This window comes from Bdellovibrio bacteriovorus (genome assembly GCF_048286975.1).
Lineage (GTDB): Bacteria > Bdellovibrionota > Bdellovibrionia > Bdellovibrionales > Bdellovibrionaceae > Bdellovibrio > Bdellovibrio bacteriovorus_H.
Genome location: NZ_JBLVRT010000001.1, coordinates 1,538,093 through 1,559,766 on the forward strand (window position 1 = coordinate 1,538,093; position 21,674 = coordinate 1,559,766).

At 51.3% G+C, this 21,674-nt stretch carries 16 protein-coding genes; 8 read left to right on the top strand and 8 right to left on the bottom strand.

Annotation, left to right across the window (positions count from 1 at the left end):
- Nucleotides 1-2: 2 nt before the first annotated feature.
- Genes ACNQKP_RS07570 through ACNQKP_RS07590 form a run of 5 tightly spaced genes read right to left on the bottom strand, consistent with a single transcriptional unit; the run spans nucleotide 3 to nucleotide 7,793 of the window.
- Nucleotides 3-866 (bottom strand): UbiA family prenyltransferase, encoded by an 864-nt coding sequence (locus ACNQKP_RS07570; protein ID WP_417863886.1) that lies wholly within the window; start codon nucleotides 864-866, stop codon nucleotides 3-5.
- Nucleotides 859-3,276 carry an alpha/beta fold hydrolase gene (locus ACNQKP_RS07575; protein ID WP_417863887.1) on the bottom strand — a complete coding sequence of 806 codons (2,418 nt, stop codon included), beginning with the start codon at nucleotides 3,274-3,276 and terminating at the stop codon, nucleotides 859-861. Before ACNQKP_RS07575 ends, ACNQKP_RS07570 begins: the two co-directional genes overlap by 8 nt.
- Complete coding sequence (locus tag ACNQKP_RS07580) at nucleotides 3,273-4,013, bottom strand: formyltransferase family protein (RefSeq protein ID WP_417863888.1); 741 nt, start codon at nucleotides 4,011-4,013, stop codon at nucleotides 3,273-3,275. Before ACNQKP_RS07580 ends, ACNQKP_RS07575 begins: the two co-directional genes overlap by 4 nt.
- Nucleotides 4,010-5,791, bottom strand: a complete 1,782-nt coding sequence (locus tag ACNQKP_RS07585; protein ID WP_417863890.1) for an AMP-dependent synthetase/ligase — start codon at nucleotides 5,789-5,791, stop codon at nucleotides 4,010-4,012. Before ACNQKP_RS07585 ends, ACNQKP_RS07580 begins: the two co-directional genes overlap by 4 nt.
- Nucleotides 5,792-5,831: 40 nt before the next feature.
- Nucleotides 5,832-7,793: a protein kinase domain-containing protein gene (locus ACNQKP_RS07590; protein WP_011165510.1), complete on the bottom strand. Its 1,962-nt coding sequence runs from the start codon at nucleotides 7,791-7,793 to the stop codon at nucleotides 5,832-5,834.
- A 65-nt stretch (nucleotides 7,794-7,858) separates the two neighbouring features.
- Between ACNQKP_RS07590 and coaE the strand changes: the two genes are divergently transcribed.
- Nucleotides 7,859-8,464, top strand: coding sequence for a dephospho-CoA kinase (coaE, locus tag ACNQKP_RS07595; protein WP_417863892.1), 606 nt, complete (start codon nucleotides 7,859-7,861; stop codon nucleotides 8,462-8,464).
- Here coaE and ACNQKP_RS07600 read toward each other — a convergent pair.
- Entirely contained in the window at nucleotides 8,455-8,982 is a 528-nt protein-coding gene (locus tag ACNQKP_RS07600) for a hypothetical protein (RefSeq protein ID WP_417863893.1), read from the bottom strand. The genes coaE and ACNQKP_RS07600 overlap by 10 nt on opposite strands.
- Before the next feature lie 96 nt (nucleotides 8,983-9,078).
- Between ACNQKP_RS07600 and ACNQKP_RS07605 the strand changes: the two genes are divergently transcribed.
- Nucleotides 9,079-10,260: a hypothetical protein gene (locus ACNQKP_RS07605; protein ID WP_417863894.1), complete on the top strand. Its 1,182-nt coding sequence runs from the start codon at nucleotides 9,079-9,081 to the stop codon at nucleotides 10,258-10,260.
- A gap of 76 nt (nucleotides 10,261-10,336) precedes the next feature.
- Here the strand turns inward: ACNQKP_RS07605 and ACNQKP_RS07610 are convergent, their stop codons facing one another.
- Nucleotides 10,337-11,059 (bottom strand): hypothetical protein, encoded by a 723-nt coding sequence (locus ACNQKP_RS07610; protein ID WP_417863896.1) that lies wholly within the window; start codon nucleotides 11,057-11,059, stop codon nucleotides 10,337-10,339.
- Between the two features lie 203 nt (nucleotides 11,060-11,262).
- Between ACNQKP_RS07610 and ACNQKP_RS07615 the strand changes: the two genes are divergently transcribed.
- From ACNQKP_RS07615 to ACNQKP_RS07640, 6 genes are read left to right on the top strand one after another with little or no spacing between them, the layout of a single operon-like run.
- Nucleotides 11,263-12,348, top strand: a complete 1,086-nt coding sequence (locus ACNQKP_RS07615; protein ID WP_417863898.1) for a hypothetical protein — start codon at nucleotides 11,263-11,265, stop codon at nucleotides 12,346-12,348.
- Between the two features lie 9 nt (nucleotides 12,349-12,357).
- The gene (locus ACNQKP_RS07620; protein WP_417863899.1) at nucleotides 12,358-13,329 is read left to right on the top strand and encodes a hypothetical protein; all 972 of its coding nucleotides are present in this window, start codon (nucleotides 12,358-12,360) and stop codon (nucleotides 13,327-13,329) included.
- Complete coding sequence (locus ACNQKP_RS07625; protein ID WP_417863900.1) at nucleotides 13,296-14,447, top strand: hypothetical protein; 1,152 nt, start codon at nucleotides 13,296-13,298, stop codon at nucleotides 14,445-14,447. The genes ACNQKP_RS07620 and ACNQKP_RS07625 overlap by 34 nt, the downstream gene beginning before the upstream one ends.
- Nucleotides 14,448-14,452: 5 nt before the next feature.
- Nucleotides 14,453-17,176, top strand: coding sequence for a PD-(D/E)XK nuclease family protein (locus ACNQKP_RS07630; protein ID WP_417863901.1), 2,724 nt, complete (start codon nucleotides 14,453-14,455; stop codon nucleotides 17,174-17,176).
- Nucleotides 17,152-20,232 (top strand): UvrD-helicase domain-containing protein, encoded by a 3,081-nt coding sequence (locus tag ACNQKP_RS07635; RefSeq protein WP_417863903.1) that lies wholly within the window; start codon nucleotides 17,152-17,154, stop codon nucleotides 20,230-20,232. The genes ACNQKP_RS07630 and ACNQKP_RS07635 overlap by 25 nt, the downstream gene beginning before the upstream one ends.
- Before the next feature lie 28 nt (nucleotides 20,233-20,260).
- The gene (locus ACNQKP_RS07640; protein WP_038448319.1) at nucleotides 20,261-21,055 is read left to right on the top strand and encodes a PilZ domain-containing protein; all 795 of its coding nucleotides are present in this window, start codon (nucleotides 20,261-20,263) and stop codon (nucleotides 21,053-21,055) included.
- Between the two features lie 45 nt (nucleotides 21,056-21,100).
- On the opposite strand, the gene ACNQKP_RS07645 is transcribed toward ACNQKP_RS07640, so the two are convergent.
- Nucleotides 21,101-21,592: a hypothetical protein gene (locus ACNQKP_RS07645; protein ID WP_038448318.1), complete on the bottom strand. Its 492-nt coding sequence runs from the start codon at nucleotides 21,590-21,592 to the stop codon at nucleotides 21,101-21,103.
- Nucleotides 21,593-21,674: the final 82 nt, after the last annotated feature.

Consider the following 21,674-nt stretch of genomic DNA (forward strand, 5'->3'; position numbering starts at 1 on the left):
GGTTAAACTCCCAAGATACAAATAAGGATGATGTAGTGAACAAGCAGATAAACGCCGCTGATATTTCTAAAGAAGGCCGATGTCTTGCGTGATTTACGCAAAAGATAGGCAAGGCTCACAGCCACATACAGGGTCAAGGCTATCGGTGGCCACAGGCTGGGATGCAGGAAATAGATCAAAGCCACGCCTAAAACCGCCTGACTGATTGAAAGGGCCCAGGCTCCGGTGCACCCAAAAATATTGGAATAGCTGGGAACATGGTCGCGCTCTTCTTCAGGGGCGAAGGTCTTTCGGGCAAATTCAAACAAGTTGAAAAAGAACCAGTTCATCAAAAAGAACAGACCGTGTTCGGTCTTCAGCTGGGTCAGATCCATGCCGGTCATGGCAATGCCCGCGGATAATCCCAACAAAGCACTTACAAACGTGTGAGACACCGCATATGTCGTCAGATGCGGGCGCAGCAGATCCCCGATGAAGAACTCTTCGTACATCATCAGGCTGTAGCCAATGGCAATTGCGTGCACCAGGAAAGGTGAAAGCCCCAAAGAACCAGCGATCACCAGTTCCAGCACGATCAGAACCAGCAGGGCTTTTTTGACCTGCGCCACGGACAATACCCCGCGCGCCAGTGGGCGGGTGGGGTTGATCTTCAGGTCGACTTCATAGTCCTTGATTTCATCAAACAGGCGCATGCGGAAAAAGAACGACAGCAGCAGCACAAAGACTACCGCGAAGCGGGACCAGTTCCAGTCCTGCTCAAGCGAGTTCGTCAGGTACAAACCATTGGCCCATGAGAATAGCAATATCATGGGCACATAAGAGGCCGGACTGAATCTTTCTTTGACCAGGATCCACCACTTAGCCAATGACAACTCCCGGTTCTTTCAACTGGTCACGCAGCACTTTGTATTCCACTTTGGAATGGTGGCGCGGATCCATCGGAACCTTGTTGACGAATTTGATCTCATCAACCGGGATTTTATTCTTTTCAAAGACACGCTGGATTTCTTTTTTCGCAGCGACAAAATCAAAAGTTGCCGCGTCGATGCCTTCTTTCAGTTCGACGACCGCATAAGTGGCCTGGCCGAGCTTCGCATCATCCATACCCAGGAAGGCACAGCGATACGTGAAGTCCATACGTTTTAACAGAACTTCGGCCCGAACCGGGAAGTAGTACTTGCCCGCTCGTTCGATGGCGTTGTTCACCCGGCCCACGATCCACAGGTTCTTGTCGGGATCGATGTAAGCCAGGTCACCAGTGCGGTGCCATACGCACTTTTTTTCATCCATAATTTTTGTGGTCTTGAAGGCGTCTGGATTGTTGTAATAGTCACGGCAGACGTGGTCCCCGGTGCAGATGAACTCACCCACTTCACCATTTGGCACTTCGATCTGGGACCACGGGGAATCCTTCAGTTCAATGGGACCATCTTTGATACGGATGAAGCGATAGTCAATGTCTTCACTGATATGACCGACGTTCACACCTTCCTCGATGATTTCTGGGTCGGTGATGCCGCTTTCTTTCAGCATGTCGCGGCCTTCAATGTGGGCCATCGGTTCTGCTTCCGTAGAGCCATACAAAATCCACAGGTCGGTTTGCGGAGCGATTTCATAGAAGGCTTTGACGTCATCCTTGGAAATCGGTGCTCCACCAGTCACCACCCGACGCAGTCCGGTCAGCTGGATGTTGTTCTCTTTACAGAACTTGGCGACCCCCACCAGCATACTCGGTGACAGGGTCGTGCAGTTGATATTTTCATGCAGAATCTGACACGCCAGCAATGCCGAGTCGTGGGCCGCCGGAGCCGCCAGATTCAACGCTGGCAAAATGGTGGTTACACCGGAAGCCAGATTGTTCAGACTGAAAATCGGGAAGGCAGGCATGTCCTTGTCTTTCTCGGTGTACGGAATCACATGAGAAAGCGCATGGTGCTGGGCCGACAGGAAACGGTGAGTGCGGTTGGCACCCTTGGGCTTTCCTGTGGATCCTGTGGTGAAAGTGATCAAAGCGGTGAATTCACTTTCCACCGGCTCAATCGGTGAAGGCTCTGCTTTCAGCAGCTCTTCAAATTTGTGCGTGAACTTGTCGCCGGGGCCGTACAGAACACGGATCGGCATGGACTTGAATTCCGGCACCTGTTCCACCAGATCAAACGCCATTTTAAAGCTGATCATGGCTTTCGGGCCCACGCATTCTGCGGAAGCACCCAGATGGTGACTGCGCGCCCAGGAATCCAGGAATACGGCAATGGCGCCAATACGCTGAACCGCAAACATCGCGGTGTACATGTCCAGACTCATCGGCAGGAAGATGATAACCCGGTCGCCTTTTTTAATACCGATGTCCAACAGGCCCCGCGCAAACGAGTTGATGCGGGCGGCGAAATGGCGATAGGTGATTTCATCGTGTTTGATCGGGGTTTTCGGATCCCCGTTCCACTGCGCTAAAGCTTGCGGGTTGGCCCAGCGCAATGCCACGCGTTCTGGGAAATCGCGCAAGTGTTTTTCCATGTAGGAGATGACGTTGTTTCGTCCGTCTTCACCTGGATAGTAGCCGATCTTGTTGTCAGAGCCTGAAGCATTGCTGCTGGCCTCTGTCGTCAGTACTTTCAGAATGTCCTGAACGTGAGACCACAGCAGTCCATGTCCGGCATTGTCGACATGGACAATTTTGTGGGACGGGTATTTAGAGACGATTTCATTCTGTGCCTGATCCTGACTGATCTTGTCCTGGCGGCCATAGATCACCGTCACCGGAACTTTGCAGACATCACCCGAGGACCACGGCTGAGCTTCCATTTTCATTTTGTTGGCGACGGTTTTTTGCCACAGTTTCCAGTCCTGCAGGCGTTCCTGAACCTTGGCGAGATACGGAAGAGCATCGGCTTTCAGGGGATGAATCAGATCCGCAAAGAAGCCGTCTTTGGATTTTGTATGACTGGATTGAATCAGCTTGTCACCCAGGATCGGCAATTGCAAAAGCCCCTTGGCGACAGCTGACAAGGGACGCTCGGGTTTGATGTAGGGGGTGACCAGCACCACCTGTTCAACATAATCCTGATATTTTGGCAGGGATTTCAAAATACGATAGCCACCCCAGGAATGACCCAGCAGAATTTTTTTGGATTTATCCTGAGTCAGCAGGCGGATCCACTCCTCGCTGTCAGCTTCAACTGCCAGCAGTCGGTAGGCGTTGGGATCCAGACTCTTTTGCAAAAGGCTCCAGTCCTCGGGATGGCCGGGGTTTCCGTGCAGAGCAATGATGGTTTTCATATTCTGACTCCTTTTGAACGAAGCCGGTAAAAATCACGCAAGCGTGGATTGCTTCTGTAAACCGTTCTTTCAGTTTTCTGGTTCTCAAGACCCTGAATCTTACCTTGGGAGGCGAACTCCTGAAGGATCTGCGAGGCTGCTTTTGCTTCGAATGACGCTCCAAGATCCAGGGACTTTAGATAATCCTTTTTATCGGAGGGAACTTCCACGACCTTTAGCAAGGCGCCGTCGTCCAGTTTGGAGGTCATTTCATGAATGGAAAATCCTGCCGGGGTGTCTAAAAGATGGGCCCAAAAATCACACATCAGACCGCGCTGATCCGGCAACAGGCCGTGATGGATGTTCAAACATCCCATTTTGGGAAGAGACAGCAGCTTCTTTTTAAAGAATGAGCGGGTGCGCGCATTCAGAATCAGATCTGGTTGCAGGCGTTCCAGCAGGGCCAGGGATGCTTCGGAATTGATGTCCTTGACGATGTGCACCTTTTTGCCAGCGGCTTCATAGGCCTGCTTCTTTCGAGTCAGCGAATTATCGAAGAAGTTTATCAGCAGCTGCCAGCCCATGCGAGGGGCGGCCAGGCTCAGTATCAGCAGGAACGCTTTAACCAGAATATCCCAGCTGCGGTTGTCTATAACGACAAGAGCCTCGATATGAGGCTCTTGCGCCAACGGCAACGTCAGCTTGTCATAGTTGTGCGGAACAAATGTCACCGCGGAGGTGACCAGCAGTGTTCTCATAGATAAAGCTCTTCGATTTTTTCCTTATAGCGCTGATCCAGCACTTTTCTTTTCACTTTCAGGGACGGTGTCAGTTCGCCGCCTTCCACTGTGAATTCGTTGGGCAGAATGATGTATTTTTTAATGCTTTCAAAGCTTGCCAGCTGGCTGTTGGTTTCGGCCACGGCCTTGCGGATCAGTTCCGCCACGAACGGGGATTGCACCAAAGAATTCCAGTCGGAATAGCTGACTTGCTTTTCTTTTGCCAGATTTTCCACAGTCGGGCGATCCAGCGTGACCAGGGCCACGATGTATTTTTTCTGATCGCCGTGGACCAGGACATTGGCGATATAAGGGGAAAGACTTAGCAGTCCTTCCAGACGCTGTGGTGCCACGTATTTGCCACCGGCGGTTTTAATCAGATCTTTTTTACGGTCGGTGATTTTCAAGTCACCGCCCGGCAGGATTTCTCCAATATCGCCGGTGTGGAACCAGCCATCTGTGAATGCCTCTTTGGTGGCTTCAGGATTTTTGTAGTATTCCTTCATCACCTTGTCGCTTTTAACCATTATCTCGCCGTCCTCGGCGATTTTCAGCTTCACTTCGCCGATCGGGCGGCCCACGCTGCCAAACTTATAATTGAATGGAGTGTTCACCGTGATAGCGGCCGTTGTTTCAGTCAGACCATAGCCTTCCAGAATCAACACACCTGCGGCGTGGAAGAACAAGGCGATTTCACGAGGGATCGGTGCGCCACCACTGATCGCAAAGCGCAGACGGCCCCCGAATGCAGTCGGGATCTTGTCCAGAACAAGTTTTTTCGCCAGTTCGTATTTAACCAGCAGATCCAGCGGCAGAACCTGACCGCTCATTTTGTAGTCGCCCACTTTGGTGCCGACTTCCAAGGCCCAGTTGAAAATCTTCATCTTCAGCGGCTGGGTTTGAATCTGTGCGGTGACTGCTGCATAAATTTTTTCAAAGATGCGGGGAACTGACATCAGGAAGGTCGGACGAACTTCAGTCAGATTGCCACGCATTTTTTCCAGGCTTTCTGCGAACGCCAGGGTGAAACCGATATAGGCATGACCCCAGTGTTCGATGCGTCCCAAAATATGCGCATAAGGCAGGAAGGACAGGGATGTGTCCGCTTCGGTGGCACCACACAGCGGGAAAGCTTCGCTGACTTCGCTGATGGCCTGAAGGTGAGTCATCACCACGCCTTTAGGGCGACCGGTGGTTCCGGAAGTGTACAAAATAGTGGCGATGTCTTCCTGGGTCAAAGAGGCGCAGAGTTCCTGGAACTGACTTGGGTGTTTTGCCAGATAGTCTTTACCCATCTGCAAAAGCTTCGGCCATGTGATCGCATCCGGGTTCGGGCAGGTTTCGTCAAAGACGATGACCTTTTCCACTTTCGGGCATTTTGCCTTTACGGATTCGAATGTTTTCAAAGGTCCGCGGCTTTCGCAGATCAGGATACGGGATTCAGAGTTGTTCAGAATGTATTCCACATCATCAGCGGTGTTGTTCTGATAGATTGGAACAGTGATGGCTTTAATGCCAAAAATACCCAGATCGGTCGTGGACCATTCCAGGCGGGTGTTCGCCATGATGGCCACGCGGTCACCGGGTTTGATTCCCAAGGACAGCAGGGCACTACCGACAGCTTCGATGTCCGAATAGTATTCGTTCCAGCTTTTCTCTTTCCAGGAGTCATTGACCTTGTATTTAACAGCCACGTGATGAGGACTGCGGCTGCGCATGCTTAGAATGGAATGACCCAAAGTGGTGGGCTTCGTCATGATGAAAACTCCTGGTTGCCGTAACTTTGCGACGAAGTGATTATTTCAGATATAAATCTACAATTTTTCTCTGGTCTGCTGGAACCGTAATTGTGGTTTCTGCAGAGAGTCCTGTCGTCTTGTTTCTAGCCTGTATTTTGACACCAACTTCAGCCTGAATCAGATAAGCGTCACCGCTTGGCTTGATGCTGACTGGAACGCCGGCAATACGAAGTTCCGGATTAGCGCCACCGTTGACGATGTTGATAATCAGGGAAGCCACTCTTGGAAGTCGTTGAAGAGTTCCAGTGAAAGAGTACGCCTCGTAAGTGGGAGTGATGGTTGTCACCAGATCCGTGTAACCTTCCTTCACCAGTCGCAGACTGTAAGGAGTGTTGGCTTTCACGGTCTTGCGCACCGGTGTGAATTCACCCGTGTCATTGCCATCAATCACCACGCGGGCACCGCCCGGATTGGAATAGATGGTGACAGTGTATTCCGGAGAGGTGGCAGCCAGTTCAGTCTGTTGCAGGGTGCCGGCAGCCTGGGCGTTGCCCGCGGTGGCCGGTTTCGGTGTCAGACCTGCTGTCGCACCGGATTTGCCCGGAGATTTTTTTGCTACGAAATTGGTGTAACCCCACCACAGGCCCACAACAACCAGCAATGCACCCACGGCTTTCATCGCAATACCGGTGATGTCTTCCATGGAAGAACTTGGTGCCGGTCTGCCGATGGACGTGCGTGTTCCCATCGGGGAAACACTGGAAGGAGTACGAGTCATGGTGCCCGGGCCCGAGGCAAAAGTGCCTGTCGCCGACGTGCGGGTTTGTGTGATGTTGGTGTCTGTTGCGCCTGGAACCTTCGGCATGGAAGGTTTTGGTGGCGTTTTCAGATTGTCCAGATTCACACGAATATCAGTGGATGTATCCAGATCCAGACGCTCTTCGCCTTCGGCTGCTTCCGCGGGAGGGGCATAAGCCGGAGGACGTTGAGGCGTGCGCATGTCTGTCTGAGTGACAATGGTTTTGTCTTCAGAAGAAGGCTGCGACTGAATCTTGGCGAATTCAACCAGCTTGCGACGCTGCTCAAGGAAGGCTGCCGAGAAGGCATTCTTCATGAACACGCTGAAGTCGTGCGGGGAGAACTCTGGATATTGAGTATTCAGGAAGCGGTTCAGGTCACGGTGGAATGCCGCCGCAGTCTGATAGCGCAGGCTTTTGTCTTTAGCCAGCGCCTTGTTCACAATTCTTTCCAGTTCCGGTGGAACGGAAGGATTGATCTTTCTGATGGAAGGCACCTGACATTCACGGATCTTGCGCAGGATCGCCGCTTCACTGTTGGAAGTGAACAGGCGGTCGTTGGCCAGAAGCTCCCACAGGACGATACCCATGGAGAAAATATCCGTGCGCGGGTCGATGGACTGACCATCGGCCTGCTCAGGGCTCATGTAACCGTATTTGCCTTTAAGAGTACCGGCTTTGGTGGCTTCCATCTGCGTTTCCGCTTTGGCGATACCGAAGTCGATGATCTTCACTTCACCTTCAAAGCTGACCATGATGTTCTGCGGACTCATGTCACGGTGAACGATGTTCAGCGGTTTGCCGGTGGTGCCATCGATGCAACGGTGAGCGTGGTCAAGACCAGCCGCCACCTCTTTGATCATGTATACGATCTGCTCGATGGTGAATTGTGTGTTGGTTTTCTTAAGTTCATTCAGGATCTGGCGAAGGTTGCGGCCCTCGACGTATTCCATGACAAGGAAGAACTGGGCTCTTTCGACCCCGAAATCGTAAATTGAGACAACGTTCCCGTGATTCAGATTCACGGCGATCTTTGCCTCTTCCTTGAACATCTCAATAAAGTCCTGATGATCGGAATATTGGGGCAGAATGCGCTTGATAGCGACGAACTTATTGACGCCCACGGCACCTGTGGATTTAGAAAGATACACTTCCGCCATTCCGCCGGCGGCGAGTCTCTCTAGAAGAATGTATTTTCCGAACTGTTCCACAGCTTGAGACATGAAATCATGTTCCCCTTTGAGAAGACTATCGGTAAAATAAAAATAATCCTTAAGGAGTTTCAAATATGAAATGGATTGGACTGACCGGAGGTATAGCCTGTGGCAAGAGCACGGTCAGCAGAATGCTCCGAACCCACGACATTCCGGTGGTGGATGCTGATGAAATTGCCAAGGAAGTCGTGAAGCCGGGCTCTGCTGGACTTAAGTCCGTCATACAAGAGTTCGGTCCAGAGTTTTTGACTGCCGAAGGAGCCCTGGACCGACGCAAGCTTGGGCAGAAGGTCTTCGGTCATCCCGAGCTTTTGCACAAGCTGGAAGCGATCACTCATCCGTTGATCCGCGAAGAGACCCGCCGCCGTCGTCGTCTGTTCGAGGACATGGGGCACAAGCTCGCCATCTATGATATCCCATTGCTGTTTGAGACTCGCGCCAAGGATCAGTTTGACGGCGTGATTGTGGTGGCCTGCACGAAGGAGCAACAAAAAGAGCGTTTGCGCCGCCAGAACTGGAGCGAGGATGAAATCGAGATGCGGATCGCGTCCCAGATTCCCATTCAGTTCAAAGAGCAGGAGGCAGACTTTGTTCTGCACAACAACCGCGACGAGCAGCATTTGTTGCGCGAAGTGGACCGGCTGTTGAAATGGCTGGAAGAGCTAAAAAGTCAGAATTGAAAGTTGTATCCGAACTGGGCATAGATATCCGGCCCGGTCACTGAAAACCCGGTGCCGATTTCGCCAGTGAACGTCTCACCAGCGCCGATCCCGGCATGCACCCGCCAGCGGCGGATTTCAATCAAACCTGTCACTCCATCTGAAGACTCCAGATAGGCATTGCCGCCCAGGCGGGCATAAGGCACATAGCGGTCTTCTTCAGCGAAGTACCATCGGTGCCCCAAGCCCACTCCGAGGAATTCCTCTGTGTTGTAAGAAAGCTCATAGTCCCAGGTCGGTAAAGGGGATTCTTTGATAAAAGCAAAGCGTACTGCCAGATAGGGGCCTTGTGCCCATTCGTCGCGCTCCAGGTAATTTCCGCTCTGATATCCGACGGCAGTCTGAATCAGAAATTCTTTGCGTTCTGCAAAATCTGAGACTTTTACAGATGCCAGATCAGGATCATCCTCGCCTGATAGCGGAGAGGTTTCTAAAGTGGTCGTTGTTGTGGGAGCAGCAATGCTCTGAACTGAACTCACGACCAAGGTCAAAAAAAGGAGGCTAAGAAAAACTCGCATAAGACAAAGTATAAATTATGTCTACAATCAATGGTAAGAATTTTGGAGGCAAAATTTATGTTCAATAGAGGATTCCTGTTCCTCGCGGTCCTGTCTGCGATGATTACCACTGTTTCTGCGCAGGCCGAAAGCGTCAGCACCACCATTCACCATCACTATCAGGCTCCTCGTGCCTTGGGGATGGGTGACGCCTTCGTGGCGGTTGCCAATGACTATTCGGCCATGTTCTATAATCCGGCAGGTCTGGCTCGTCGTGAAGACGGTCAAATCAATCTGTCTTTGACGGCGGGTGGAACACCGGGGGCGATGGACTTCTATAATGAGTTCTCTGATATCGACAAGAGCAGTCAGACCGATCAGCAGAAGCAGCAGGCTTACCTGGAGCTGATTGAAAAGAACTATGGCGAAGTTTATTCCATGCGTATTGCGCCGATGGAAGGCTTCTGGGTTCGTCCGAATTGGGGTATTGCATTGATCCCGGCCGACGTGTCGGTTGAAATGGCCATGCACCAGCAGGTGGGGCCGACGGTGAACACCACCGTCTATGCTGACACCACGCTGGCTTTGTCTTACGCCGACGACGTCAAGGGTATCGATCATGGCCGCCTTTCCTGGGGTGTGACCGGTAAATTCGTGAACCGTGGATTCTACAGCCGTCCGATCAGCTCGACGGACTTTGCGAACGGTGACGAGATCATCAAAAAAGAAGACATGTTGGAAGGCTACACGATCGATGCTGACATCGGTTTCCTGTGGACTCCGGAACTGCCGGATTCAGGTTTGTGGTCAGTGCTTCGCCTGGCCAGTCCGACAGTGGGTTTGGTTGTTCGTAACGTCGCTGAAACGGGCTTTGGTTCTTCTTTGAAACTTCTGAATAAAGAAGGTCAAAACGGCGCGCCGGAAAAGCTTCACCGTGTTGTGGATATCGGGACGCGCTGGGAATACCCAAGCATGTGGATCTTCGGTGGTCGCGGCGTTCTGGATGTGCGTGATCTTGGACACCCGGACTTCAACTGGAGAAAAGGCGTTCACCTGGGCTTTGAGTTCGACTGGACAGTTTCCACTTGGTGGAAAGGTCACTACAGAGTGGGCCTGAAAGAGTCTTTCTGGACAGCGGGTATTTCTGCTGAGCTGGGGATTTTCAACCTGGATTTCGCATCTTACGCGGATGACGTCGGCACCCGCAACACACCGGTTGAAAGCCGGGTGTACATGACCCGCCTCAACCTAGACTTCTAAAATGAAAAAGGCCCCGGAAACGGGGCCTTTGTTTTTTAGCTCACTGCTTCTGCAAAAGTAAGCAGGTACCTTTTGGTTATGGCTTCCACTGAGCCAGCAGCGCTTGGCCGATGGCGTTGATATCAGCAGTGGACATGTCAATGCCGGCAGTAGCGGCTGCCTGGTTGATGTCACCACAGATGTCAGAGTTGGCATTATTAGTGCCACCACAAGTTACAGAGTACACCGTTTGAATGGATGAACCGATGGCTTCGATGGCTTCCACCGCAGCCGGGGAGTTCGGATCAGCAATAATGTCGTTGATCGCACCTTCAATCGCCGCTGTGTCACAGCCCGACAGGTCGCCACCGCAAGAACCCAGATTCAGAAGCTCAGCCGCATTCGAAAGAGCGGTCGCACTTTTTGCCATCGCGCCAATCAATGCCAGACCTTTTTGTCCGGACTGGCTGCAATAGCTTGCCGTGCTGTTCACAAGGCTGACATCGCCAAAGTTCAAAGCTTGCAGCATATCTGTTGGACCACCGCCTTCACTGATCGCTGTCAGGGCCGAGGACAGATTGGCAGCCGAAGTGATACCGGAGGAAATAAAGCCGGCAGCACATCTTAATGTATAAGCGTTAGGGGAGGTGATGCCGTTGATTTTGCTCATGCAGGCATTGGCAGAGGCGGCATCTCGCGCTTCGTCCAGACAGAACTGGGCTTCGGCGATCATGTCTTTTTCAGTTTGTTCACCCTCACATCCCGTGAGAAGAGCTGCGCTCAATCCTAGAATCATAGTTGCGATTTTCTTAGAAAACATCCTGGATACTCCTTGGTCTAAAGTACAGAGAACTTATCGGATTTCCTGCAGAGGTCTTAACTCGCAAACGATGTTGGTCGTGAATTCGTAACGATTATGTAAGCAGGACGTTTGAATGTATTTTTCTGAAACGTCTCAATGTGATCCCCTGATCGACCGATAAGATTAATGACTTGTTTCGACTTCTTATTAACGAGGTATCTATGAAAAGGATTTTGTGGATAGCGCTCATTCAAATAGTTCTGTTGATGGTGTTCACACCCGATGTGAACGCTCGTGCGCGCCAAAATTTTTATAGCGGTGTCCGCTGTCTGGGAATGGGCGGGGCGTGTCTGGCTGTGACCAATGACGAAACCGCTTTGCTGGTGAATCCGGCAGCTTTGGGTAAGCTTCGTGATTTCTATGGAACCATTTTCGATCCGGAGATTGAGTTCGGATCCGAGGCTCAGGGCTTCTATGCGGATTCTTCATTTTCGAACCCTTACAGCCTGGAAGATGTCCTGGGTGCTTTAGAGAAAAATCGCAATATGCCTTATCACGCCAAGCTTCAGGTGTTTCCGTCATTCGTAGGCAGAAATTTCGGTGTGGGTATTTATGGCAACTACACGCTGGATGCGATGATGTCTGATGATGGCACCACGGTGGATGCATACTATCGCAACGACCTTGCCTTCGTTCTGGGTTTCAACTTCCGCTTCTTTGACGGACGAGTGAAGCTGGGCTTTAACACCAAGCTGATCAGTCGCGTGGAAGTCGATGATCCTGCTCTTCCGGCAACGGGTCCTATGGACTATGACTCAATCGCCAGTGAAGGCGTGGGCCTTTCAACAGATGTTGGTTTGATTCTGGCGGCTCCGTGGAAAATGATTCCAACAATTTCTGCAGTGGTTCGCGATGTGGGAGGCACTAGTTTCGATCAGGCACATGGTGTCCGATTAGACACAACCAACCGTCCCAATTTGGTGAAGCAGGATATTGATGTCGCAGCAGCAATCTTTCCGATTCATTCTAACTATGTTCGCTCCGCATGGACTGTAGAGTACCGTGGTTTATTAACATCAGGTGATGAAGAGGACAAAGCCAAATTGATCCACGGCGGTCTCGAATTGAACTTCGGGGATGTGGTTTTTGCCCGTGCCGGATATAATCAAAGGTATTGGACCGCTGGTATGGAGCTCGCCTCCGAACGTTTTCAATGGCAGTTTGCCACTTACGGCGAAGAAGTCGGCACCTCAGATGCACCCAAAGAAGACCGACGATACACCGTTAAGTTCGCATACCGGTTTTAAGGATGAAGCATGAAATGTGTTAAACAAGCTTTCATAATTCTACTGAGCCTGGTTCTGACCACTTCGTGTGCGCAGCCGAATCTGCTGACCGATGTTTCTGATACAGATTCTGACGATGCACTTTATTACGAAGCCAAACAAAAGCTGGATGCCCTAGAGTGGGATGCAGCTATTGATATTATCGAAAATCAGATTTCACCTTCTTATGCCGCCAAAGTCAGCGTCAAGGAAACCCTGGCCGGAGCTTATGCCGGCAAGTGCGGCTTCACGTTCGTGGATATTATCAGCGGGATGCAAAACAGCCCGTCAGCGAACATCTTCCCGTTCTTTGTTTCCATCTTTGGTGGCAACACGCTGGATACCGCCTCCTGTGATCAGGCGATTTCTATCATCTCAAGTCTGGGGACCGTTTTACAGCGCACTCAGGATCAGAATCTATTCATGACCATTCTGGGAATTGCCCGCATCGGAACAACGATCAGTGCGAAACTGGATCCGACAAATGATGGTGTGGTGGATGGTGTCTATAATACCAACTACAGCGTCTGTCATAACTATTCCGGTGCGCCGGGAACGGCCACTGCGACTGATGGATGGGCGCAGCCAGGTCCAAGCCCGCAGAATCCGCTGGCGATTCCAGCTCCGGTTGTGGCGCCGACCAGATCCATCACAGATACGGAAGCCAAAAAAATTGCATCAGGCATTGGTTTGATTTTCGAGAACATCTCGGCGCTGGCTTCAGTCCTGTCCGGAGACAACTCCACCTTGACGGCGTTGCAAGATGCTTTGGAGCAGTGTGAATCCGTGGCTGGCGCTGGTAACTGTACTGCGACCAATGAGGCCGCTGTGGGGCCGGAACTTCTTTATACTATTCGTGTTCTGATGGATACAAATGGCATGGGGTTTGGTGCCTGTGATCCAAGCAAAGTTTATCCCGATGCGGCTGCATGCTGTCCTCGACTGAAGATTCCGGGGTTCTGATGATGAAGTTCCTGGTTTCTTTCATTTTAATACTTCTGGGTCTGCCGCTGCAGGCACAAGAGATCAATCAGATGTATCGTCCTATTCGTTCTCTGGGGATGGGGGGCACGATGCTGACCACAGTGCATGGGTCGGAAGCTCTGTTTTCGAACCCGGCGGCGATGGGTAAAATCGAAGGTCTCGACATTCATCTTTTGAGTGTGGGCCTGGGTGGCAGAACTCCGACAAAAGAGGATCTGGATGCCATCGAAGGTCTTGATGCCAATGATCCTTCCACTTACAACGACTTGTTCGGTCGTCGTCTGCATTTCCTGGGGACGGGAAGCGCAGCCATTGCTTTGCCTTACATCGGCTTCGGTTATTACACTGATTATACGCTTTCGTTGGAACTGCACAATCCAGGGTATCCGGAATTTACGACCTACTTCCGTAACGATTCGGCTTACTATGTGGGTGGTGCTTATCCACTGGGTCCGAAGACTTTCCTGGGCCTTGCGCTGAAGCGTGTGAATCGTTGGGGTGGGGATGTGCAAGAGCTGGGTCTGACGACCGTGGCGAACGCCGGTGATATCAACGCCATCATGGATCAGTTTGAAAACAAGGGCACGGGTTATGGCGTGGATCTCGCTGTTCTGACCCAAGCGGACACTCCGCTAAATCCAACACTGACGGTGGTGTGGAAAGATGTGGGTAGCACGGCTTTTGAAAAGACCGCCGGGGCGGAGGCGCCTTCGCACATTCCTCAGAATCTGGGGGCCGGGGTGTCTTTGGGCTTTGATCTTCCGGGTCTTGACTGGATTATTGCGCTGGAGGGTCAGCACCTTTTGGATCCGGAAATTCAGATTGGTAAAAAGCTGCATCTGGGGACAGAGATTTCAATTCCGTTCCTGGATATCCGCGCCGGTATCAATCAGGGGTATTTCTCCTATGGTGCGGGCTTTGATTTCTTTATTTTCCGTCTTGATGCTGCAAGTTACACAGAAGAGCTGGGTGTCTATCCGGGTCAGAGTGCTGACAATCGCATCATGGTGGGCCTCAGCATTGATTTAAGCTTTGATGCTAACTTCAAATTCACGGATACTAGCGGCAAGAAGAGAAAACTGAAACAACGCCGGTAGTACTGATGCTGAAAGTAATTTCCATTGAAAGCAGATCTCAGATTTCTGAGATCTTCGCCAATTACAATCCCCGCGAGCAATCCTGGCTCGTGTCGGATCTGCGCACTAAATTTGAGCTTCAGCAAAAAATCCTGGGCCGTGATGGCCAGTACATCGATGAATCTGTCCTGCGTGCCAGTGACCTGTGGAAGATGCTGTTGAAGCGTCTGGATCCGGGGCTTCGTCTGGTCAGTGATCCGTTTGCCAGATCTCTTCTGCGCACGATCATGGATGAACATGCCGAAGTACTAGGCGTGAATTCTTCTGCCGAAGACACCGTATTCAGTTATATCGATCAGATGGCGGCGGTGATCTTTCACCCGGAAGGCACAGCTCGCCTGACGGAATGGTTTGAAAGTCACCCTGAAGCCATGAACCGCTGGAAAGAATGGTATCTGCGCGCGCGTTTCTGTGCGCTGAAGCTGCTTCGGGAACATCGTGTGATCACGGCTGACTGGATCACTGCTTATCTGCAAAACTTCAATGACCTGGAAAGAGTCTGGAACATGCCATTAATCGTGGATCTCAGCGGTGAGATCACGCGGGTGGAAGCTGAGATTCTGCAGGTGCTTTCCCGTTCCGTCGATGTTGTAGTGCTGGAGCCAACACCGGCTTGGCGTGCCGACTTCCATTTCTTGTTAAGACCTTATGAAGATCTGCGTGCCATGAGCACCGGGGTGCAAAAGCTTCCGGCGGTGGGGCGTGCAGAAAAGAAGTCAGAAGTTCTGCGCTTCTCAGGCATGCTGGCTGAAATTAAGCACAGTGTCGGTCAGGTCCGTCAGTGGCTGGATCAGGGCATTGCCGCGGAAAATATCGCCGTTATTGCACCGGATATTGAAACCTACTGGCCCGTGCTTCAGGCATATCTGGCTGAAGAGGGTATTCCCGCACAAAAAGATATCACTCACAAAGCACAAAGCCTGCCTTCAGTGACCCGCTGGCTGGCGCTGCTCAGATCCAAAAGCGGCCGACTGTCGACTTCAGATCTGGAGATATCATTCTTTGAAAAGGAAGAAGCCCAGCAGTTGCGCTATGAGGAATTCCGTTCGCTGTTTAAAAGCCTGTATGTGAATGAAGATCTGGCACGCAATGAAATCGTGCATAAGGTCTTTTTCGAACAGATGGATCTGGGGGGATTCTTAAAGCGTGATGAATTTGTCGCTAAAGCTTTGTTGTCCTGGAATTCCGATGAAACAGATATCGTGCAGGTCGTTTTGCGTGAACTTTTGCAAAACGCCGTGGCCGGAACTTCCCTGACCTGGAAGGAATGGCTGAGCTATCTTGAAAGCATCGTCGCGGCCAAGGAATACACTCTTGAAAAAGGGGAGCCTCGCGGGATCATGGTGACGAAGCTGATGTCGGCCCACAGTGAAAAAGCCCGTCGTCGTATCTTCGTGGGGCTGACCGATGAAGCTCTGAAGGGGCGCAACAAGACCCAGCTTTCGGGACAGGATTATTTTGAGTTAGCCAAAGACATTGGTTTCTATCTGGATAATCCGGACCAAAGCGATCTGGAGTTTGAATTGCGCCTTCTGGCAGAAGCCGACAGTGATGAAGACCTTTATTGCTTTGGTGCGACGGACTTGAGTGGTTCTCTGTGTTCACCAGCCACTTTCTGGATGAGTTTGCAAGGTGAGCATGAAAAACTGACCGTGCCATTGGAAACCCGTTGGGATGAATTGCAACATTCCACTCAGCGCGGGGAGCGCCCTCTTCTGGCCGGAAGAAAAGAACTGGTGGAACAAAGAATCCTTCAGGATTTGGGGAAAGTTCCCTTTGCCACAATTACATCGCCTGAATTGCCACGTATTTCGGCGTCGGCGGTGGAAAGTTTCCTGGAGTGTCCGTTTATCTTCGCGGCACAACGATATTTCAAATTAAAAGACCTGCCGGATATTGATCTGGACGTGGATCACCGCACGCGCGGGCAGTTAGCCCACGCCATTTTCGAAAAACTGACAATTGAACCCATGCGCTTTGATTGGAAGGTTGAGGAACTGGATCAGTTGCTTGAAACCGTGCGGGTGGAAAAAAAGCTGGTGTTTGCGGACGAACGTCTGTGGACTCCGCTGAAAAAGAAGCACACTCAGCTGGGCCTGCGTTTTCTGGAATTTGAAAAACGCTGGCGTGAGGAGTTCAAGAAAACCCGTACTGTCGGACGTGAAAAACGTTTTGAGTTCTATCTGGATCCGCAGTCCGGGGATATTTCCACCGAGGCTCGTGACAACTGCTTCCGCATCTCGGGTCAGATCGACCGTATCGACAGTGATGGCGGCAAGCAGCTGGTGGTGGTTGACTATAAAAGTTCTTCGGGCGGGATTTCTGCCCATGGTTCTTGGCTGAAGAACCGTGAATTGCAGCTGCTGTTCTATATGTGGGTTCTTGAAAAAGGACTGGTGCAGGACGTGCAGGGTGAAGTCATTGGTTTGTTCTATTATGTTTTCAGAAACTTTGAGCGCAAAGGTTTCAAGGTCGATGATCTGGCCGGGGTTTTGTATCCGGCCAATAAACGCAAGGACAAAAACGCCACCTTCGAGGCGAAAGAGCGCTATCTGACCGAGTTCAGCCAGATTCTGATGACGACTTTGAGTCGTATCAAGAATGGTGAATGTGATGCGAAACCCGCAGATTTTAAAACCTGTACTAGCTGTGAGTGGAGGCGACAATGTCGGGCACCACACCTGAACTAAGAAATATCATCCTGCGTGCCGGTGCCGGCGCCGGGAAAACAACGACATTGACCCAGACTTTCCTGAAGTTCGCGAGCGACTTCAAGGAAAAGCACGGAAAGTTCCCGCGCATCGTGGTGACAACATTCACCCGCAAGGCCACGCAAGAACTGAAAGAGCGTCTGCTGGGCAAAGCCCTGGATGAAAAGCGCGATGACCTGTTTCAGTTTGTCAGCTCCAAGTCCCAGGTGCAGATTTCAACCATCCACGGGGTGCTAAGTCTGTTCCTGTCCCGTTATGGTTCTGCCATCGGCCTGACTCCGGATTATAAAATCATGAGTGATTCTGAAATCCGCAAAGGCGCACGCAAGATCATGCGCAAATACCTGCTGGAAAATCCCCAGTTGCAGGAACTTTTGGAGGAATATGACTTTCAGACCCTGGAAGGGGCGCTGCTGAAATTTTTCGGTGAGCAGGTGATCTTTCCGGGAATGACCTTCATTCGCCGTGGCGAGATGGAAAAAGAAACCGCCAAGTTTGTGGCTGATATCGGCGGAGCTTTGCGCCGGGTGTGTCTGGAAATTTCCCAGGAAACCAGCAATGACAAGTGGGTGGATTATGCCGGTGCCATGACCGGATTTGACTGGAATGCCTCGAATGGTGATTGGGAGGGCTTCTTTGCCCGTCTGGAATCTTTCTGGGAAAACATCAGCAAGCCTGTCTTCCGCAAAGCGACCCCGCCGTTCAGCTTAAGTCTGAATGAAGAGCTGGAGGAACTGCGTGATCGCGTCGACCGCCTTTTGGCCGAGCCTCGCTATCGTCCCGAATACTGGGATCGCCATGAAAAGAACTGCGCCCTGTTTGAAGAGCTGGCGCAGAATTTCTGTCGCGACTTTATGCAGACCAAGCTTGAAAGCGGTTTGCTTTCCATGAGTGACCTTGAAACCCTGGCTTCCAAAATCACTTTGGATCAGCCTGATGCCGCCGTGAAGTTCTCGCAAGAGTGGGACTTCTGGATGGTCGATGAATATCAGGACACCAGCCCTGTGCAGGTGGAGCTGTTGCGCCACCTTGTTGGGGAAAAGCCGGTGTTCATCGTCGGGGATCCACAGCAAAGTATCTATCTTTTCCGTGGCGCCCGCTCAGAGGTCTTCCGTGAAAAGGTGGCAGAGATCGAAGCCCAGCAGGGCGACGTGCAGGTCAAACTTGTGAACTACCGGTCTTCCCCGGAAGTGCTGGAGTTCTTTAATCATTACTTCACTCGTCTGGGTTCGCAGTTTGCTGCGATGACCCCGGATGAAAAGAAACCGAAAAAAGGTCCCGAAACCCCGGTCGTGCAGGTTGTGCTGTCTGAAACTGGTGACGAGGACGAAACCTCGGCCGAAATTCTGGCCACCGTCGCGCGCATCCAGGAACTATTGCAAGCGGGCACCAGTCCGGAGCAAATCTGTGTTCTGGGCCGAACTCATAGAACGTTGGAAGACATTGCCAAAGTTGCGCAGGAATACGGCGTGCCTTTGCAGCTTCACAGCGGCAGCGGATTCTATGAGCGCCGTGAGGTGCTGGACGCTTTGGCGGTTTTGAAGTTTTTGGTGAATCCTCATGACAATGCCAATTTCGTGGCGCTTCTAAGATCCCCATGGCTGGCTTTGCCAGACAGCGAGATTCTTTCTTACTGCCATTCCTTCCGTCATTCTTTCTGGAAAGAAGCGCAAAAAAACCTGGATCAGAAGCCCGAGATTCATCCGTTGCGGGTGATGAAGGCGCTTTTGGCGCAGGCGGAAGTCAAAGGCTTGTCCTGGACCTTGAAAAAGGCGTTGATTGATCTGGGACTGTTTGATTATTCCGCCCGCATTGATTCCACGGGCCGTCGCGAGGCGAATCTTTGGAAAGTGGTGTCCTTGCTTTCGCAGGAAGAACGCCGTCCTGGCTTTAACTATCTGGACTTCCTGGATTCGAGCCTTGAAACACTGTCCACGGATGAAGGGGGCGAGGACGCGGATGCGACTCCGGTGATTGAGCCCAAGCGTGTGAATTTTATGACCGTACACGCGTCGAAAGGTTTGCAGTTTGATCAGGTGATTTTGCCGGGTATGGGTAATGACCCGCGCGCAAGTCATGCGCCGGTTCTGAGCATTCATGAAAAAACCGGCTTATGGTCCCTGAAAGTGCGCAACGAAGAAACTCAAGCTATGGCTGGCAGTGTGCTGGCCGATCAGATTGTGGAAGAACTTCGCAAACGTGAAACTGAAGAGTTCAACCGTGTTCTGTACGTGGCTCTGACCCGGGCAAAATCCGGTGTGACACTGTTGTGGGATAAAAAAGTCGGGAAGAAATCCTGGGCGGCCCATTGCCCGCTGAATCTGGAAGAAGGTCTTCACGAGGAAAAAGATTTCTCTTACGTTGTACGCAGCGAGAATCCTCAACCCGTCAAGATGTCTGAACAAGACCTCGCGGAAAAGGACCTGCGCCCGCAGTGGCAGGCCGAAGCTTCTGAAAAACGAAAATACATCTCGGTCACTGAACTGGTAACACCCGAGGGAGTGCAGGCTGGTGGAGGTTACACGCCGAAGGCATCTCAGCTGGGGGCTGGGTTGGCCAGGGCTCAGCAGGGGACCAATGCGCACCGACTGTTCGAAGCTTTGAAGTTCACCTCTTTTGACGAGCTTTTGAAGATTTCAGACGAGGACCTTAAAAAGCCGCTGGAGTTCCTGGCAAAAACCCCGGAACTGCCGCTTTTAAGAATCATCAATGAAGGTTTTGTCGAGTGGGGTTTTGCTCTGAAGTACAAAGAGGCCCTGATGCAGGGGCAGATCGATCTTTGGGGCATTGTTGACGGGACGTTGTGGATGGTGGATTACAAAACCGGGTCCCAACGTTATTCTGATACGGCTTTCAGGCAATTAGAGGCATACACCTGGGCACTTTATCGTATGAAATACCTTGAGAAGGTACAGCAGGTGAAACTGGCGGTTGTTTATCCTGTGGACGAAGTGGTCAAGATTGAAATCTTGGGCAGCCTGAAAGATTTGAACGAACGGCTTGAAAAGAGCATCGACAACTATTTCCTTGTCTAGGAATTGAGGGCCCCATATCATTTTTGATATGAAAACAAAACCATGGTCCCTCATCATCCTTGCTTTGCTTCACATCCTGGCTCCGGTAGGTAACCTTTTCCTGAATGCAGCTCGTTCCGGAAGGACGCTGTCTCAGCAGTGGACTTACTGGTTTGAGGTTCTGCCAAAACCTTTGGTAGCTCTTTATGTTCTGGTGCCGGTGCTGGCGGGTATCTTTATTTTCATCTGCCGCCGTTGGAGCTACTGGGCTTACCTGGGTTGTCTGCTGGTGATTCTGCTTTCAAACATCTACAGTTATTGGACCAACATGAACATGAGCACTCTGGTGCTTTTGCTGGTGGTGGTTTTGATCGATGTTCTGGTGGTGGCTTACTTTGTGGTGCCATCCGTGCAGAAAGTTTACTTCGATCCACGCATGCGCTGGTGGGAAGCGGCTCCTCGTTATCACTTCAATCACATGGGTTCTGCTAACGGGCAGAAAGCCTTTATCAAAAGTATTTCCCAGGGAGGATTGTTCCTTTCCTCTGCACCGGCGCTGAATGAAAATGACACGGTCGAGATGGACTGGACTTACCAAAGCCAGCACATCAAGGTGAACGGGTCGGTGGTTTATAAAGACAACCGTACGGATATCCCGGGTTACGGTGTGAAGTTCACTCATTCCGACGAATCTGAAAAGCAAATGAAGATGTTGGTGAGCAAGCTTCGTGGCGAAGGACTGATCATCGCGGAACGTCTGCCGGGTCCGGAAGACAGCTTCGGTGTCTGGTTGAAAAAGCTCTTCACGAAGGGCGAAGGATTGTTCCCGAAAGCGAGAACTTAAGAAAAGAAAAAGGGAGGCTTGAAGCCTCCCTTTTTTATTTTGGGACTATTTGCTGCGAAGGTATTCGCACTTGGCAACAGCATCACGACCCATACCGAAGGCCACACCTTCGAATTCTTTGCGGGTCAGGGACAGTACGCGGCCCTTGTCAGAAATCTTCATGGATACACCACTCTGAACTCGGGTGGCAGGAACACCCAGGAATTTGTTGACCCCGCTGTATTGGAAAGTCAGGGTTCCATTTTTATAGGTCACTTTTTCCTGGCCTTTGGAAGAACTTAAGGCTTCACCGTGAGATCCACTGACAGCACGAGCCTCGCCATTCACCACGCCTTTGTACAGGGGCATATAGGTGATATCCGCACGATAGAACTCCAGTTCAGATTCCTCGTTTTGGGAAATGATCACACCATCATAGCAGAAGGTTTCTCCGTTGTTGTCGGAGGCATTCAGCTCATAGCGGCCGATGAAAGATCCAACGTCAGCCAGGGCGGAAGAGGCGCTCAGCAGAAGAGCTGCAAACACTACTTTTTTCATAAAAACTCCGGGTTCATGCTTGGTTTATTGTTTGGTTTCAAGTCACTTGTCTAAAACAAAAAAAGGCGCGGATTCCGGAGAG